Source organism: Achromobacter sp. SIMBA_011 (assembly GCF_046535435.1).
Lineage (GTDB): Bacteria > Pseudomonadota > Gammaproteobacteria > Burkholderiales > Burkholderiaceae_B > Achromobacter > Achromobacter dolens.
This window is the reverse complement of record NZ_JAWRWN010000008.1, coordinates 240,442-257,345: the sequence shown is the minus strand read 5'-3', so window position 1 is coordinate 257,345 and position 16,904 is coordinate 240,442. Positions and strand designations below refer to the sequence as shown.

At 69.4% G+C, this 16,904-nt stretch carries 13 protein-coding genes; 4 read left to right on the top strand and 9 right to left on the bottom strand.

Annotated elements, in window-relative coordinates:
* Nucleotides 1–60: 60 nt before the first annotated feature.
* The 4 genes from SB816_RS24150 to SB816_RS24135 form a co-directional block, all read right to left on the bottom strand.
* Entirely contained in the window at nt 61–1,026 is a 966-nt protein-coding gene (locus SB816_RS24150; RefSeq protein WP_054501778.1) for a threo-3-hydroxy-L-aspartate ammonia-lyase, read from the bottom strand.
* Between the two features lie 35 nt (nt 1,027–1,061).
* On the bottom strand, nt 1,062–2,135 hold the full coding sequence (gene ruvB, locus SB816_RS24145; RefSeq protein WP_054501779.1) for a Holliday junction branch migration DNA helicase RuvB: 1,074 nt from the start codon (nt 2,133–2,135) through the stop codon (nt 1,062–1,064).
* A 97-nt stretch (nt 2,136–2,232) separates the two neighbouring features.
* Nucleotides 2,233–3,786 (bottom strand): sensor histidine kinase, encoded by a 1,554-nt coding sequence (locus SB816_RS24140; protein ID WP_054501780.1) that lies wholly within the window; start codon nt 3,784–3,786, stop codon nt 2,233–2,235.
* Nucleotides 3,786–4,487, bottom strand: a complete 702-nt coding sequence (locus SB816_RS24135) for a response regulator (RefSeq protein ID WP_006388986.1) — start codon at nt 4,485–4,487, stop codon at nt 3,786–3,788. Before SB816_RS24135 ends, SB816_RS24140 begins: the two co-directional genes overlap by 1 nt.
* A 222-nt stretch (nt 4,488–4,709) precedes the next feature.
* Between SB816_RS24135 and SB816_RS24130 the strand changes: the two genes are divergently transcribed.
* Complete coding sequence (locus tag SB816_RS24130; protein WP_410547649.1) at nt 4,710–6,014, top strand: fimbrial protein; 1,305 nt, start codon at nt 4,710–4,712, stop codon at nt 6,012–6,014.
* A gap of 94 nt (nt 6,015–6,108) precedes the next feature.
* Nucleotides 6,109–7,938 (top strand): DNA helicase RecQ, encoded by a 1,830-nt coding sequence (recQ, locus tag SB816_RS24125; RefSeq protein WP_054501781.1) that lies wholly within the window; start codon nt 6,109–6,111, stop codon nt 7,936–7,938.
* Nucleotides 7,939–8,041: 103 nt separating this feature from the next.
* On the opposite strand, the gene SB816_RS24120 is transcribed toward recQ, so the two are convergent.
* The gene (locus SB816_RS24120; RefSeq protein ID WP_054501782.1) at nt 8,042–9,097 is read right to left on the bottom strand and encodes a cytochrome d ubiquinol oxidase subunit II; all 1,056 of its coding nucleotides are present in this window, start codon (nt 9,095–9,097) and stop codon (nt 8,042–8,044) included.
* Nucleotides 9,094–10,437, bottom strand: a complete 1,344-nt coding sequence (locus SB816_RS24115; RefSeq protein ID WP_175188547.1) for a cytochrome ubiquinol oxidase subunit I — start codon at nt 10,435–10,437, stop codon at nt 9,094–9,096. Before SB816_RS24115 ends, SB816_RS24120 begins: the two co-directional genes overlap by 4 nt.
* Nucleotides 10,438–10,573: 136 nt before the next feature.
* On the opposite strand from SB816_RS24115, the gene SB816_RS24110 reads away from it, so the two are divergent.
* Nucleotides 10,574–12,340, top strand: a complete 1,767-nt coding sequence (locus SB816_RS24110; protein WP_064523363.1) for a glutamine--tRNA ligase/YqeY domain fusion protein — start codon at nt 10,574–10,576, stop codon at nt 12,338–12,340.
* Nucleotides 12,341–12,770: 430 nt separating this feature from the next.
* Here the strand turns inward: SB816_RS24110 and SB816_RS24105 are convergent, their stop codons facing one another.
* The 3 genes from SB816_RS24105 to SB816_RS24095 are packed head-to-tail and all read right to left on the bottom strand — an operon-like array spanning nt 12,771 to nt 15,990.
* The gene (locus SB816_RS24105) at nt 12,771–13,763 is read right to left on the bottom strand and encodes a Bug family tripartite tricarboxylate transporter substrate binding protein (protein ID WP_080977322.1); all 993 of its coding nucleotides are present in this window, start codon (nt 13,761–13,763) and stop codon (nt 12,771–12,773) included.
* Between the two features lie 50 nt (nt 13,764–13,813).
* On the bottom strand, nt 13,814–15,067 hold the full coding sequence (locus SB816_RS24100; protein ID WP_410547648.1) for a CaiB/BaiF CoA transferase family protein: 1,254 nt from the start codon (nt 15,065–15,067) through the stop codon (nt 13,814–13,816).
* The gene (locus SB816_RS24095; RefSeq protein WP_410547647.1) at nt 15,064–15,990 is read right to left on the bottom strand and encodes a hydroxymethylglutaryl-CoA lyase; all 927 of its coding nucleotides are present in this window, start codon (nt 15,988–15,990) and stop codon (nt 15,064–15,066) included. Before SB816_RS24095 ends, SB816_RS24100 begins: the two co-directional genes overlap by 4 nt.
* 103 nt (nt 15,991–16,093) lie before the next feature.
* On the opposite strand from SB816_RS24095, the gene SB816_RS24090 reads away from it, so the two are divergent.
* The gene (locus SB816_RS24090) at nt 16,094–16,825 is read left to right on the top strand and encodes an IclR family transcriptional regulator (RefSeq protein ID WP_410547646.1); all 732 of its coding nucleotides are present in this window, start codon (nt 16,094–16,096) and stop codon (nt 16,823–16,825) included.
* The last annotated feature ends 79 nt before the right edge of the window (nt 16,826–16,904 follow it).

Sequence of the window (16,904 nt, the reverse complement as noted above, 5' to 3'; positions counted from 1 at the left end):
GCCTCCGCAAGCAGGCGGCCAAAGCGCCGGACGATATCCCGCCGGCGCCTCGCCTCCGGGTCAGCCCGCCAGCAACTTGCCGTAGGCCGGAAGATCGACGTTGCCGCCGCTGATGATGACGCCAACGCGCGCGCCCCGCACCGGCACCACGCCCTGGAGCACGGCCGCGGCCGCCAGGCAGCCGGTGGGTTCCACCACCATCTTCATGCGTTCGGCGAAGAACTTCATGGTCGAAACCAGTTGGTCATCCGTCACCGTGACGATGTCGCGCACGTACTTCTGGATGAGGGGGAAGGTCAGGTTGCCGAGATGGGTGGTGGCGGCGCCGTCGGCCAGCGTCTTGGGCGCCTGGATACGGACGATCTCGCCCTTGCGCAGCGACTGCTGGCCGTCGTTGCCGGCTTCCGGCTCGACCCCGTAGACCAGGCAGCGCGGGCTGAGCGCGAATGCCGACAGCGCCGACCCCGACAGCAGGCCGCCGCCGCCCAGGCACACGAACAGGTAGTCCAGCTCGCCCACGTCCTCGAACAGTTCCTTGGCCGCGGTGCCCTGCCCCGCGATCACGTCCTCGTGGTCGTATGGCGGGATCAGCGTGGCGCCGGTCTCGGCCTGGATGCGGCGCGCGATCTCTTCGCGGTCCTCGGTGTAGCGGTCGTAGGTGACGATCTGGCCGCCGTAGCCTTCGGTGGCGGCGCGCTTGGCCGCCGGGGCGTCCAGCGGCATGATGATGGTGGCCTTGACGCCCTGCAGCCTGGAGGCAAGGGCGATCGCCTGGGCGTGGTTGCCCGACGAGAACGTGACCACGCCGGCGGCGCGCTGCTCGGGCGTCAGGCGGGCGATGGCGTTGAAGCCGCCGCGGAACTTGAACGCGCCCATGCGCTGGTAGTTCTCGCACTTGAAGAACAGCGAGGCGCCGGCGATGGCGTCGGCCGTGGTCGAGGTCAGCACCGGCGTGCGGTGCGCATTGCCGGCCAGGCGCTCGCTGGCGCGCGCGACGTCGTCGAATGAGGGCAGTTCGGGCAGCATGTAAACAGTCCTTTGTACGCGAAGAAAGTCGGATTTTATTTGCCGAACAGGTCGCCGCTGCTGCTGGCCGCGCCGGCGGGAGGCGTCAGGCCCAGGTGGCGCCAGGTGGTCAGGGTGGCGGTGCGGCCGCGCGGCGTGCGTTGCAGGTAGCCGTGCTGGATCAGATAGGGCTCGATCACGTCCTCGATGGTGTCGCGTTCTTCGCCGATGGCCGCGGCCAGGCTGTCCACGCCCACCGGGCCGCCATCGAACTTGTGGATGATGGCTTCGAGCAGCTTGCGGTCCATCAGGTCCAGGCCCTGCGGATCGACTTCCAGCATGGCCAGGGCGCGGCCGGCGACGTCGGCGTCGATGGTGCCGCCGGCCTTGACCTCGGCGTAGTCGCGCACCCGCCGCAGCAGGCGGTTGGCGATACGCGGCGTGCCACGGGCGCGGCGCGCCACTTCGGCGGCGCCGTCGGCAGTAATGGTGGCGTTGAGCAGGCCCGCGCTGCGCGTGACGATGCGGCCGAGGTCGTCGGCGTTGTAGAACTCCAGCCGCGAAACGATGCCGAAGCGGTCGCGCAGCGGATTGGTCAGCATGCCGGCGCGGGTGGTGGCGCCGACCAGCGTGAATGGCTGCAGGTCGAGCTTGACGCTGCGCGCGGCCGGGCCCTCGCCGATCAGGATGTCGATCTGGAAATCCTCCAGCGCGGGGTAGAGGATTTCCTCGACCACGGGCGACAGCCGGTGGATCTCGTCGATGAACAGGACGTCGTTCTTTTCCAGGTTGGTCAGCAGCGCGGCCAGGTCGCCCGGGCGCTCGAGCACGGGGCCGGAGGTCTGGCGCAGTTGCACGCCCATTTCATGCGCGATGATGTGGGCCAGCGTGGTCTTGCCCAGGCCCGGCGGGCCGAACAGCAGCACGTGGTCCAGCGCCTCGCCGCGCTTGCGGGCGGCGGCGATGAAGATCTCGAGCTGTTCGCGCGCGCGCCGCTGGCCGACGTATTCTTCCAGCGCCTTGGGCCGCAGGGCGCGTTCGATCGACTCCTCGTTGGGCGACGCCGGTTGGGGCGCGACGATGCGAGGCGCGTCGGGGCGGGAGGAAAGCGAATCGGACTGGATGGCCATGGTGCGGGAACGACTGGATACTGAGCGGGATGCTGCATCGTACCGTAACCGCTGGGCCCGGGGCGGGGTCCGCGCCCAAAACGCCCCCGGGGCGGAATCAGGCGCCGTCCACGACCGGCAGCTTGACCCGCACGCACAGCCCGCCCGACTCGGCCTGCAATAGTTCCAGCGAACCGCCGTGCGCGCGCGCGATGGCCTCGGCCAGCGCCAGCCCCAGGCCGACGCTGCCGGTGCGGGTACGGGCGTCGTCCAACCGGCTGAAGGGTCGCAGCGCCTCCAGGCGCCGCTCCGGCACGATGCCAGGGCCATGGTCGGAGACATCCAGCACCGCGTAGCGGTCCTCGCGCCGCAGGCCGATGTCGACGGGCGGCGCGCCATGGTTCAGGGCATTGCCGATCAGGTTGTCGAGCAGGCGCCCCAGCGCCACTGCGTCCCCGTGCACGACCAGCGCGTCGTCGCCGCCCGCGGTCTTGAGCGTAACGTCGGTGCCGGCGCCGCGCCAGGCATTGACGCGCTCGGTCAGCCAGTCGGGCAGCGCCATTGACGCATAGCGGTAGGCAGCCGGATCGGTGCCGCGCACGAAGCCGATGAACTGGTCGACCATATGCTGCATGTCCTGCAGGTCGGTGCGCAGGCCTTCCTTGAGGGCCGAATCGTCGGCCAGCTCGATGCGCAGCCACATGCGCGAGAGCGGTCCCTTGAGGTCGTGCGGCAGGCCCGACAGCAGCGTGCGGCGCACGGAATCGGATTCGGACAGCGCGTCCAGCATGGCGTTGAAGCGTTCGCCCAGCACCCGGGTCTCGTGCGGACCGGAAGGCTCCACCCGCTGCGGCTGGCCCGCGGCCAGGCGGTCGGCGGCGTCGGCCAGACGGGTGATGGGGCGGGTGATGTGCCAGGAAAACCCCACCGCCAGCAACAGCAACAGGCCCAGGCCGCCCAGCCAGGCGGCGATGAAAGGCGTGGCCACGGGCGGGTCCAGACGGTCCAGCGGGATCACCAGCCACTCCCGCAGGCGCGGCGCATCCTCGCTGGCCGGGTTGGGCGCCAGCGAGATGAAGATCTCCGGCGTGGGGCCGCGCGACAGCGCCACCCGGGTGCCATCGTTCAGGCGCTCGTTGAGCTGCTGCACCAGCCCGCGCAGGTCGCGGCGGATGTCGTCGGGTTCGGGCTTGTAGCGGCGGATGTGCTCTTCGCGTTCACGCTCGCGTTCGGCGTGGCGTTCTTCGCGTTCGACTTCACGCTCGTCGCCGCGCATCTCGGGCGGCAACGGCGGCCCCTGGATCTGGGCGCTCGGTGGTGGCGGCGGCGGAGGCGGCGGATGCTGCGCATTGCGCGGCGGCGGCCGGCGGCCATTGAAGCGTTGCAGCTTGGCCTCGGCGGGCAGCACCCGCGACCACAGGCGCCACTGGTTCTGCGAGGCGGCGCGCACGAAGTCGGCGCGATCTTCGGCGGGCACTTGCGACACGGCGGCGCGCAAGGTGCGGATGGTGGTGGTGATGTAGCCGATGGCCACGTCTTCCATGAACTTGTGGCGGAAGTACGAGACCGTCACCAGCGTCGCCGCCTGTGTCAGCAACACCGATCCGAGAATCAGCAGGATCAGCCGCGCCCGCAGCGAACGGGGCACCAGAAAGCCGGCGGAGAAGCGCATCAGGGCGAGAACCGGTAGCCGATGCCCCAGACGGTCTGGATCCAGCGGGGTTGCTTGGGGTCGTCCTCGATGACGCGGCGCAGGCGCAGGATGGCGATGTCGATGGCGCGATCGTTGCGCTCGCCGGCGTCGTCGTCGCGCGCCAGCGCCAGCAGGCGTTCGCGCGACAGCGGCTTGCCGGCGTTGCGCACCAGGGCTTCGAGCAGGTTGATTTCGCCGCCGGTGAGCTTGACCACGGTGCCGTCGCGCGACAACTGGCGGGTGGAAGGGTCGAACAGGAAGGGACCAAACGCAACCGGGGCGTCCTTGGTCAACGCGGAAGGGCCGCGCTTGCGCCGCAGCACTGCCTCGATGCGGGCCAGCAGTTCGCGCGGATCGAAAGGCTTGCCGACGTAGTCGTCGGCGCCGGCCTCCAGGCCGATGATGCGATCGACGGCCTCGTCGCGGGCGGTCAGCAGGATGACGGGGATGTCTTCGCCCTGTTCGCGCAGGCGACGACAGGCGTCGGCGCCGTCGCCGCCGGGCAGCATGCGGTCCAGCACCAGGAGGTCCGGGGCGTAGCGGGTGATGCGCGACGGCAGGTCGCTGGCGTCGGGCGCGAGCAGCGTGTCGTAGCCGTGGCGGTTCAGGTAGTCGGCCAGCAGTTGCCGCAGGGCCGGATCGTCGTCGACGACCAGCAGCTTGGTGTGGTGATTGTCCATGGATGCCATAGTGGAGCCGTCCGCCTCTGGCGGCAAGAGCCGGGAAATCATCTGAAATATACCTGTTGCACGATGTTTGCCGGCGATGCCGTCCCGTTGCCGCCGACATCGCCGCCAGCCGGGACTGGCCCTAAAATACTGGACATTGCCCCGCATACGCTGGTCCGGTTTACTAAAAATCGTTTACAGCTGGGGCAACGTCCCCTTTCTACACTGTTGGTTATGGTCGCCCCTGCATCCTGGCGCAGGCGGCTGCTGCACACGGCGTTGACGGCTGGCCTGGCCAGCCCGTTGATCCCCGCGTCCGGCGCGCCCGCCGCCCCCTCGTCTCCCCCGCCGGCCCCGGCCTATGTGGCGCGCGGCATCGGCGCCCTGTCGCCGGTGCAGCCGGTGCCGGTGCGGCCCGCGCCCTCGATGGCGTCGCGGGCGGTGCCGCTGGACCCGACACCCTGCGACCTCCATGGCGCCGAGCCGGCCATGGACACCAGCGTGGCGGGCGGCGGCGAGGACGAAACAATTCCGGGGACGGGACCCAGCCTGTCGGGGGATGCTGCGGCTGGCCCGCTCGGGTGCGAAGCGACCCAGACGGCCGCGGCGCCCGCCGATGCGCCGGATTACTCCTTCGACCTGGAAAGCGGGGACATACCTCGGGTGCCCGTGGTCGTGATCTCCGGCGTATCGCGGCCGAGCCGCCCCTGGTTCGCCTCGGTCAGCGGCCAGGACGGCCTGCGCTACGGCGGCGACCGCAACTGGGTCTACCGCAACACCACCGGCCCGTCGTTTTCGGTGGGCAACATCAACGCCAATGCGCCCGCCTGGGGCAGCAGCGCGCCGGTCGGCGGCCTGCAGATCTCCAACCTGCCAAGCACCACGGCGCCGCTGGCCGAGGGCAGCTTCGGTTATTCGTCCTCACTCGGCCGGCTCAACCGCATGGATCCGTCGGCCACTTCCGGGGCGGTCGACTATGGCGCCTCGGTCGGCAACAGCACCGTGCGCTACGGGCTGACGCCGGTGCTGACGCTTGAAGGCCAGATGCAGAGCGCGCCGTCGCTGACCACCCGCGGCATGGGCACCACCTACGCCGCCGGCGACTACGGCACCTTCCAGGCCGGCGCCACCCAGAGTTCGTTCGATGCCGCCAGCGCCTGGCGCTACCGCTTCGGCTACAGCGTGGACGTGGCCGACGCGGTCAACCTGGGCTACACCAACGAGCAGATCGGCGCCGGCTTCGGCGACCTGTCGACCTATTCCGGCGGCGTGGCCGCGGCCCCGCAGACCCGCAACACCCTGACCGCCGGGGTGCCGATCACCGGCTGGGGCACGCTCAGCGGCACCTATTCGGGCCTGCACGAAGGTTCGGCGCTGGCCGAGCAGCGGGTCGGCCTGAGCCACAGCATGTTCGTGGCGCCCAAGGTCAAGCTGGCGGTGGGCGCCGACCGCGACATCATTTCGGGCAATTACGAGTGGCGCGCCAACCTCAGCATGCCGGTGGACACCTTCATGCGCGGCACCTGGCTGAGCTGGTGACGCGGCCGGGCCGGTGGACGAAAATGCCCCCGCGCGCCCGGGTCGCCGGATTTGCGGCTTAAAATCCCCGCCATGATGCTCACGGCCTACCCCCATGTCTGACACGCGCGCCCTCGGAGTCCTGCAGCGCGTTTTCGGTTACGAATCCTTCCGCGGCGACCAGCAAGCCATCGTCCAGCAGGTCATCGACGGCGGCGACGCGCTGGTCCTGATGCCCACCGGCGGCGGCAAGTCGCTCTGCTACCAGATCCCGTCCCTGGTGCGCGAAGGCACCGGCATCGTCGTCTCGCCCCTGATCGCGCTGATGCAGGACCAGGTCGACGCGCTGACCGAGCTGGGCGTGCGCGCCGCGTTCCTGAATTCGACCCAGGAATGGCGCGTGGCCCGCGACGTCGAACAGGCCTTCCTGGCCGGCGAGCTGGACCTGCTGTACGTGGCGCCCGAACGCCTGCTGACCGACCGCTGCCTGCAACTGCTGGAACGCGGCAACATCGCCCTGTTCGCCATCGACGAGGCCCACTGCGTTTCGCAATGGGGCCACGATTTCCGGCCGGAGTACCTGGGCCTGTCGATGCTGCACGAGCGCTGGCCCGACGTGCCGCGCATCGCGCTCACCGCCACCGCCACCGCCGAGACCCGTAACGAGATCGCCCAGCGCCTGTCGCTGACCGACGCGCACCACTTCGTCTCCAGCTTCGACCGCCCCAACATCCGCTACCGCATCGTCGAGAAGAACGAAGTGCGCAAGCAGTTGCTGGACATGATCCGCACCGAGCACGAGGGCGAGTCCGGCGTGGTCTACGCGCTGTCGCGGGCACGCGTCGAGGAAACCGCCGAATTCCTCTGCAACCAGGGCATCGACGCCATGCCCTATCACGCCGGGCTCAGCCCCCAGGTGCGCGCCGCCAACCAGGCGCGCTTTCTGCGCGAGGACGGCGTGGTCATGGTCGCCACCATCGCCTTCGGCATGGGCATCGACAAGCCCGACGTGCGCTTCGTGGCGCACATCGACCTGCCCAAGTCGGTCGAGGGCTACTACCAGGAAACCGGCCGCGCCGGCCGCGACGGCCTGCCCGCCACCGCCTGGCTGGCCTACGGCCTGCAGGACGTGGTGCAGCAGCGCCGCATGATCGACGAATCCCCCGGCGACGACGCCTACCGCCGCCGCCTTGGCCAGCAACTGGACGCCATGCTGGGCCTGTGCGAAACCGTGGAATGCCGCCGCGTGCGGCTGCTGGCGTACTTCGGCCAGCACATCACGGCCTGCGGCAACTGCGACGTCTGCCTCGACCCGCCGCAGGCCTGGGACGGCACGGTGGCGGCGCAGAAGGTGCTGTCCGCCGTGTACCGGCTGTGGAAGGAACGCGGCCAGCGCTACGGCGCCGGCCACATCATTGACATCCTGCGCGGCAAGGTCACCGACCGCACCAAGCAGCACGGCCACGAAACGCTCAGCGTGTTCGGCGTGGGCGAAGACCTCAGCGATACCGCCTGGCGCGGCGTGCTGCGCCAGTTGCTGGCGCAGGGCCTGCTGACCGTCGACAACGAAGGCTACGGCACGCTGGCCCTGACCGAAGGCAGCCGCGCCGTGCTCAAGGGCGAGCGCCAACTGATGCTGCGGCGCGAATCCGAAAAGAAAGCCCGCTCCGGCAAGACCGGCGGCAGCCGCGCCAAGGCCGCCGCGATCGACCTGCCCGCCGAACTGCAACCGGTGTTCGAGGCGCTGCGCGCCTGGCGCGGCGAAGTGGCCAAGAGCCACGGCGTGCCGGCCTACGTCATCTTCCACGACGCCACGCTGCGCGAAATTGCGCTGGCCCAGCCCGACTCGATGGACGCGCTCAGCCACATCAGCGGCGTCGGCGCGCGCAAGCTGGAAGCCTACGGCGAGGAAATCCTGCAGCGGGTGGCGCGGCCGGTGCTGTAAGGCCGGGCTTGGCGCGGCATCCCCGGGAGCCGGGGCGGCCGACGGCGGCGGCGCGCCACAGTGGATGGCATGGCCATCCGCCGTCGCCTCACCCCCGGCGGCATCAAGGCGACGGCGGCGGCAACAGCGGCACGGGCGCGCGCTCCTTGCCGAACACCGAGCGATAGGCCAGGATGTTGAACACCAGCACCACCGGGATCCCCACCACCGCGCCGGCCATCACCAGGCGCATCGAGCCCAGCGCGCCAGCGCCGTCCCACAGCGTCATGTCGTCCAGGATCAGATAGGGGAACAGGCTGTAGGCCAGGCCGCTCAACATCAGCAGGAACAGCGCCACGCACAGCACGAACGGCAGCCAACTGAAGCGGTCGGCGCGGCCCGGCAGGCGCGCCAGCAGCATTTCGGCGGCAACGAAGCCCGCCAGCATCAGCACCCATACGGTGGCCGCGAGGCTCAGGTGGGCGATGTTGCTCCATTTGTAGAAGATGCCGGCGTTGGCCAGGCCCAGCGTGACGGCGATGGCGACCATGCCGACCGCGGTCCAGCGGATCGCGTGCCGCGCCCAGTTGGCCGCGCGGCGCTGCAGCTCGCCGTCGACCCGCATCACCAGCCACGACGCGCCCAGCAGCACATAGGCGGCCACGGCGCACAGGCCGACGAACAGCGCGAACCAGCCATAGCCGGCGTCGGATTGGTAGCCAGTGGCAATGCGCCCTAGCAGCATGCCCTGCCCAAAGGCGGTCATCAGCGAACCGGCCCAGAAGGCGAAGATCCAGCGCGGCTTGGCCTCGTTGCGGGCGCGGATGCGGAATTCGAAGGAGACGCTGCGCAGCACCACGCCCAGCACCATGAAGGTGAGCGGTCCGTAGAGTTTGCCCAGCACCGCGCCCCAGGCGAATGGAAAGGCGGAAGCGAACAGCCCCATGCCCAACAGCAGCCAGAATTCGTTGGCGTCGCGCCAGGGGCTCAGCAGGCTCATCATGCGGCCGCGTTCCTGCTCGGGCGCGAGCTGCAGCAGGATGCCCACGCCCAGGTCGAAGCCATCCAGCACCACGCCGGCGGCGACCACCACGAACAGCAGGCCCATGAACGCCAACGGCATCCAGAAGGAAGGATCATCGGGACTGAGCCCCTGCGAGGCGGCGAGCATGGCGATCATGGCGTTCCCCCGCCCAATTTGCGCACCGGCACCACGCCGTAGCGCGCCGCATGGAACAGCATGCCGGCGAAGGCGGCCAGCAGCAACGCGTACAGAAGGCCGTACCCGACAAGGCCGTACAGCACGGTGCTGGAAGACATGGGGCCCAGCACCTCGGTCTGGGTGATCGTGCCGTTGACCGCGAAGGGCTGCAGGCCGATGATGGACACCCACCAGGCGGCCACGACGGCGATACCGCCGGAAAACATCATGCCGCACAGCACGCGCTGCCACCATTGCGGGACCACCGCGACATCCATGCCGCGGCGCCAGGTCAACAGAAGCGTGACCCATGACACCGCCAGCATCAGCAGGCCCAGCCCCGCGGCCACCCGTAGCGACCAGAAGGTGAGCGCCACCGGCGGCAGCATGCCGGAATACTTGTCCAGCCCCTGGTAGGTGCCGTCTTCATTGCGGTGCAACCACATGCCGCCAGCGTTGTTCCAGGTCCAGTCGGCCACGTTGACATGGTTGCGGGCGTCCGGCCAGCCGAACAGCACCAGGCGCGGCTCGGCGCCGCTTTCCCAGTAGCCGGCGGCGGCGGCGGCCTTGGCGGGCTGGTACTGCGCCACCATCTGGCCGGCGCCCGAGGCCACCGGCAATTGCAGCACGGAAGCCAGCGCGGCGATCGCCAAGCCGGTCTTGAAGGTGCAGCGCTCGCCGTCGTCCAGCGGACGGCGCAGGGCCTGCAGGGCGGTCACGCCCATCATCAGGAAGGCGGCCGCCAGGGCCGAGCCCACCACCACCACGGCCATGCGCCAGCCGACCGAGGGGTTCAGCACCACCGCCACCCAGTCGTAGACCTGGTAGCGGCCATCGACCAGCACAGCGCCGTCCGGCGTCTGCATCCACGATTGCAGCGCCAGCACCCAGAACAGCGCCACCAGTTGCCCCACGGCCACCATCAGCACCGCCAGGGTGTGGGCGCCGTCGGACACGCGGCGCTGGCCGAACAGCATGACGCCCAGGAAACACGACTTGAGGATGAAGACCGACAGGATGCCGTAGCCCAGCAGCGGACCGGCGACGTTGCCGATCTTGTCCATCAGGCCGGCCCACAGGCTGCCGAGCTGGATCAGCACGGGCACGCAGGCGGCCAGTGTCAGCACGAAGGACAGGGCGAAAATGCGCACCCAGAAGCGGTAGGCGGCGGTCCAGCCGCCCTGCCCCGAGACGCGGGCGCGTATCTTGAAAAACAGCAGGACCCACGCAAGCGCCAGGGCCACGGCCAGGAACAGCGCCAGGAAGCTCAGGCTGGCCACGAATTGCGCGCGGGCCAGGGAAAGGGTGGAGATATCCATGATGGCCCGTAGTGTAGAGCCAGTTACACGACAATGGGGGCCAGTTTGAAACCGCTTGCAGCGAGCCAAAAATGGCTTGTCCCGGGAACGTGGCAAAATTGACGCTTTGTCGCTGCTTTTTCCTATTCTTTCAAGAATGACCTCCGCCACGACGCCGACCCCCGCCGCATCCAATTTCCTGCTCAACATCGTCGAAGACGACCTGCAAGCCAACCGCTTCCAGGGCAAGCGTTGGGCGGGCAAGCCTGGGCCGGCCTCCGTGCAGCAGCAGGGCGAACCCGATCCGGCGAAGATCCGCACCCGTTTTCCGCCGGAGCCGAACGGCTATCTGCACATCGGCCACGCCAAGAGCATCTGCGTGAACTTCGGCCTCGCCCGCGACTTCGGCGGCGTCTGTCACCTGCGCTTTGACGACACCAATCCCGAGAAGGAAGACCAGGAGTACGTCGACGCCATCATCGAGGCCGTGCACTGGCTGGGCTTCGACTGGAAGGCCGACGGCCGCGACAACCTGTATTTCGCCAGCGACTACTTCGGCTATATGTATGAGTTCGCCGAGGCGCTGGTCGAGGCCGGCCACGCCTACGTCGATGAACAGAGCCCCGACGAGATCCGGGCCAACCGCGGCACCCTGACCGAACCCGGCGTCGACTCGCCCTGGCGCAACCGCCCGGCCGCCGAGTCGATCACGCTGCTACGCGAGATGCGCGACGGCAAGCATCCGGACGGCAGCCTGGTGCTGCGCGCCAAGATCAACATGGCGTCGCCCAACATCAACCTGCGCGACCCGGTCATGTACCGCGTGCGCCACGCCACTCACCACCGCACGGGCAACCAGTGGTGCATCTACCCGATGTACAGTTGGGCGCATCCGGTGGAGGACGCGCTGGAAGGCATCACCCATAGCGTCTGCACGCTGGAGTTCGAGGACCAGCGCCCGTTCTATGACTGGATCCTGGAACGCCTGGCCGAACTGGGCAAGCTGGCCCGGCCGCTGCCGCACCAATATGAGTTCTCCCGCCTGAACCTGAGCTACGTGGTCACCAGCAAGCGCAAGCTGCTGCAACTGGTGCGCGAAGGCCACGTGGATGGCTGGGACGATCCCCGCATGCCGACCATTTTCGGCCTGCGCCGCCGCGGCTACACGCCGGCCTCGATCCGCCTGTTCTGCGACCGCACGGCAGTGTCGAAGTCGGATTCGCGCATCGACTACAGCCTGCTGGAGCAGGCCGTGCGCGACGACCTGGACCCGATCGCGCCGCGCTCGGTGGCGGTGCTGGATCCGCTCAAGCTGGTCATCACCAATTACCCGGAAGGCCAGACCGAGATCTGCACGGCGCCGCGCAATCCGCACGATCCGGAGGCCGGACTGCGCGAGTTCCCCCTGTCGCGCGAACTGTGGATCGAGCGCGATGACTTCCGCGAGGAAGCGCCGAAGAAGTATTTCCGCCTGTTCCCGGGCAACCTCGTGCGCCTGAAGTATGGCTATGTGGTGCGCTGCACGGGCTTCACCAAGAACGAGGCCGGCGAAGTGGTCGAGGTGCAGGCCGAGTACCTGCCGGAGACGCGCAGCGGCACGCCGGGGGCGGACAGCGTCAAGGTCAAGGGCAATATCACCTGGGTCAGCGCGGCGCATGCGGTGCCGGCGCAGATCCACCTGTACGACCGCCTGTTCGCGGATCCGCGGCCGGACGGCGGCGACAAGGATTTCCTGGCCTGCCTGAATCCGAATTCGAAGGAGACGGTGACGGCGTGGCTGGAGCCGGGCACGGTGGCGACGCCGGGGGCGACGTGGCAGTTCGAGCGGCTGGGGTATTTCACGGCTGACTTGAAGGAGTCGACGGTGGAGAAGCCTGTGCTGAATCGGGTGGTGACGTTGCGGGATTCTTGGGCGCAGGGGTGAACGTGGGTTGCTCTGCCGAGTGATGCAAAAGGCGCCTTCGGGCGCCTTTTTTCATGGCCAGCAGGGAGGGTTCTTCGTAGGCCGCGCCTCGCGCGGCGGGTCGGGGGCGGGCGCGCCCACGATTGCGGTCCGGAGCGTTCGCTCCGGACTGCCCCTTCGTCATCTTCGTCCAGGCCTGTGGCCTTCCCTTCAGATTCCCTCGGGCGCATCGAGGTTGCGCCCGCCCCCGACCCGCCGCGCGAGGCGCTACCGGTGCAGAGACATGGAGTGCTGCTGGACCTTGGGGTTCCGGAGAGGGTTGCGGGGCCCGCCAAAATCGGCCGCGCGGGCGGCCGGTTTTGGCATACGTGGTGTCTGGCGTTGGGACGATGGGCGCTGCGTGGAGGGGGCGTGGTGGTTGCTTGGGGGCAGGGACGCCCCCCGCCCTCTTTCAGTCCAGTTTGATGTTGGCGGCCTTTACTACGTCGGCCCACTTGGCGGTTTCGCTTTTCATGTAGGCCTCGAAGTCGGCGGGGGTGCCGCCCAGGGGTTGGCTGCCTTCGTCTTCCAGGCGCTTGATGACGGCGGGTTCCTTGAGGACGGCCTGCATGCGGGCGTTGAGCTGGTTGACCATGTCGGCGGACATGCCGGCGGGGCCGACCAGGCCGGTCCAGGCGGAAGCTTCGAAGCCGGGGTAGCCGGATTCGGCCACGGTGGGGACGTCGGGCAAGGCGGCCAGGCGGGCGTTGGAGGTGACGGCCAGGGCGCGCAGCTTGTTGGCGGCGAGCAGGGGGAAGGCGGTCTGCGGGGTGATGAAGTAGAGGTCGGTCTGGCCGCCGACCAGGTCGGTGACGGCGGGGCCGGCGCCCTTGTAGGGGACGTGCAGGAACTCGACGCCGGCACGGCGCGCGAGCATGACGCCGGACATGTGGCCGATGGTGCCGTTGCCGGCGGAGGCCAGGCGCAGTGAAGCGGCGGGTTTTTTCCTGGCGTCATCGACAAGGTCGGCCAGGGTCTTGTAGGGCGAGTCGGCGCGCACCACCAGGACCACCGGCTGGGCCGCCACCAGGCCGACCAGGGTGAAGTCCTTCTTCGGGTCGAAGGGCATCTTCGGGTACAGCGCAGGGTTGATCGCGAGGTTGGCGGCCTGGCCCATGCCGACGGTGTAGCCGTCGGGCTGGGCGCGGGCCACGTAGTCCATGCCGATGTTGCCGGTGGCGCCGGGCTTGTTCTGCACCACCAGGTTCCAGCCGGTGGCCACGCCCAGGCGCTCGGCCAGCAGGCGGCTGACGACGTCGGTGCCGCCGCCCGGCGGCATCGGCACGACCAGGTTGATGGGGCGTTCAGGATAGGCGGCGATGGCGGGCGCGGCGCCGGCCAGGGTGGCGACGGCGATCGCGGCCGCGGCCAGGCGGCGCGGCATGAGGCGCGAAAGGACTTGCATGAGGTTGTCTCCAGATGGAATGCGTAGCGGAACGGCCGGGGCCGGCCGGGTCAGTTCACGGGCCCGACGACGCCCGCTTCGGTCAGGGCCGCGATCTGCGTCGCGCTCAGCCCCAGGGTTTCCAGCAATTGGGCTCCATGCGCGCCCAATGCCGGGGGATCGATACGTACGCCGGGGCGGCGGCCGCCCAGCGTGATGGGCAGCAGCGGCACCTTGGCATGCGCGTTGGCCGCGCCGCTGCCCGCACCGCTGCCCGCACCGTCTTGCGGCAGGGCGATCTCGGCCAGGCCGCCGGTGGCGGCCAGGTGCGGATCGTCGAACAGGTCCTGCGGCTTGGCGATGGGCGCGTAAGGCAGGCCGTGCGCCTCGAAGCGGGCGGCGATGGCGGCGGCCGGCTCGGACGCCAGGCGTTCGCGCAGGATCGGCATGAGCCAGGCGCGGGCCTCGACCCGGTCGTTGTTGCCCGCCAGGCGCGCGTCGGCGGCCAGGTCGGCAAAGCCGAAGGCGTCGCAGAACAGTTTCCACTGGGTATCGGACACCACGGCCAGGAAGATCTGCTCGCCGTCCTTGACGGTGAAGACGTCGTACACCGCCCACGCGGAGATGCGGCTGGGCATGGGCGCGGCCGGCTTGCCGGTGACGGCGTACTGCATCATGTGGTGGCCGACCAGGAACACGTTGTTCTCGAACAGCGCGCTCTGCACTTCCTGGCCGCGGCCGGTGCGCTGGCGCTCGAGCAGCGCGGCCATGGCGCCCATGGCGCCGAACATGCCGCCCATGATGTCGTTGACGGCCGCGCCCGCCCGCAGGGGGCGTCCTTCGGGGCCGGTCATGTAGGCCAGGCCGCCCATCATCTGCACCACTTCGTCGAGCGCGGTGCGGTGCTGGTAGGGACCGGGCAGGAAGCCCTTGTGCGAGACGTAGATCAGGCGCTCGTTCAGCTTCGACAGCGTGGCGTAGTCCAGCCCCAGCCGGGCCATGGTGCCGGCCTTGAAGTTCTCGCTGACGATGTCGGCGGTGGCGATCAGCTTGAGCACCAGTTCGATGCCGCGCGGATCCTGCAGATTGACTGGCAGGCTCTTCTTGTTGCGGTTGAACATGGTGAAGAAACCCGCGCCCGAGCCTTTCAGGCGGCGCGTGTTGTCGCCCTGCACCGGCTCGATCTTGATGACCTCGGCACCCAGGTCGGCCAGCATCATGCCGCAGGTGGGACCCATCACCATGTGGGTGAATTCGACCACCCGCACGCCTGTCAGCGGCAGCGCCGGTTCGTCGCTGGCTGGATGTGCGTCATGCGTGCTCATGCGGCCTCCCGCGCGTAGGTGAATCCTTTCGGCAGACCCGCGTCGGGCACGTGACCGTACAACGGTTCGCCCGGCAGCCCGTCGCGCAGCGCGGCGCGGGCCGCCATCAGCGCGTCGACGTCGATGCCGGTATCCAGCCCCATCGACTCCAGCAGGAACACCAGGTCCTCGGTGACGATGTTGCCGGTGGCGCCGGGCGCGTAGGGGCAGCCGCCCAGGCCGCCCTGGCTGGCGTCGAAGGTGTCGACGCCGGCTTCCAGCGCCGCCACCACGTTGGCCAGCCCCTGGCCGCGGGTGTTGTGGAAATGGGCGCCGCCGGCGCGCGCGCCGAGCTCGGCGCGCAGCGCCTTGAACAAGCGACGCACCTGCGCCGGATTGGCGTAGCCGGTGGTGTCCGACAGCCCGACCTCGTCAACGCCCAACTGCGCCATGGCCACCGCCATGCGCAGCGTGTCGGCTTCCGGCACCCGGCCGGCCAGGGTGCAGCCGAAGGCGGTGGACAGCCCCGCCTCCAGCGTCACGCCAGGAAAGCGGGCATCGCGCAGCGCCACCACCGCCGCGACTTCGTCACGCATCTGCGCGTGTGTCTTGCGCACGTTGGCCAGGGAGTGGGCCTCGCTCACCGACACCGGCAACGTGACCTTGGCCGCGCCGGCCTCGAAGGCGGCCTGCGCGCCGCGCAGGTTGGGGGCCAGCGCCGCGACGTGCAGGCCGGGCAGTTCGCGCGCGCCCGCCACCACTTCGGCGGCATCGGCCATCTGCGGCAGCAGCTTGGGCGGCACGAACGAGCAGACCTCGATTTCGCGCAGGCCGGCCGCCGCCAGCGCGCCGATCCAGCGCAGCTTGGCGGGCGTGGACATGACGGCGGCGATGCTCTGCAACCCATCCCGGGGGCCGACCTCGCTGACTAGAATCTGGGGCATTGACTTTCTCCTTATCGTTCTATAAGATAGAACGTCGTTCTATAAATTATTCCCCATCCGGATTCCGGGTGTCAACCCTGCCTGCCCGAAAGGCCGTTTCGCCATGCCGAGAAAAGCCAGCCAGCCCTCCCTCGCCGACCAGCACGCCGCGCCCGGCGGCGCCGCCGCGGTCGATCGCGCGCTGTCGGTGCTGTCCGCCTTCCGCGCGGGCGACGCCTCGCTGTCGCTGGCGGAACTGGCCGAACGCACCCAGCTCTACAAGAGCACCGTGCTGCGCCTGCTGGCCTCGCTGGAACATGGCCGCCTGGTGCAGCGCACGGCGGATGGCCAATACGCACTGGGCGCGGAGATCGCGCGGCTGCACGCCGTGTATGCGGCGTCGTTCTCGCTGGAAGGGGTGGTAATGCCGGTGCTGCGGGACCTGACCCGCGTGACCCGCGAAAGCGCCGCGTTCCACGTGCGCCAGGGCGACCATCGCCTGTGCCTGTATCGGGTGGATTCGCCGCAGCCGGTGCGCGACCACATCAAGGCCGGCGACCTGCTGCCGCTGGAACGGGGCGCGGGCGGACGCGTGCTGATGGCCTTCGCCGGCGCGGCCGGCGAGCCGTACGAAACCATCCGCCACAGCGGCGTGGTCGTGCTGGAGGGCGACCGCATGCCCGAGTTGTCCGGCATCTCGGCGCCGGTCTTCAATGAAACGGGCGCCCTGGCCGGCGCCGTCACGCTGACCATGCCGACGCCTCGGCTGCAACGCGAGCATGCGGCGCTGGTGGTGGCCGCCGCCGCCGAAGCCACCCGCAACCTGGGGGGTTTTTACCCTTGGCCGACCGATTGAACGGGGCCTGGGCGGGTTATCATGCCCGACATTCCGCAGACGGTTGCGCGCGCCCCTTCCCGGCGCCCCGAGCCGCCAG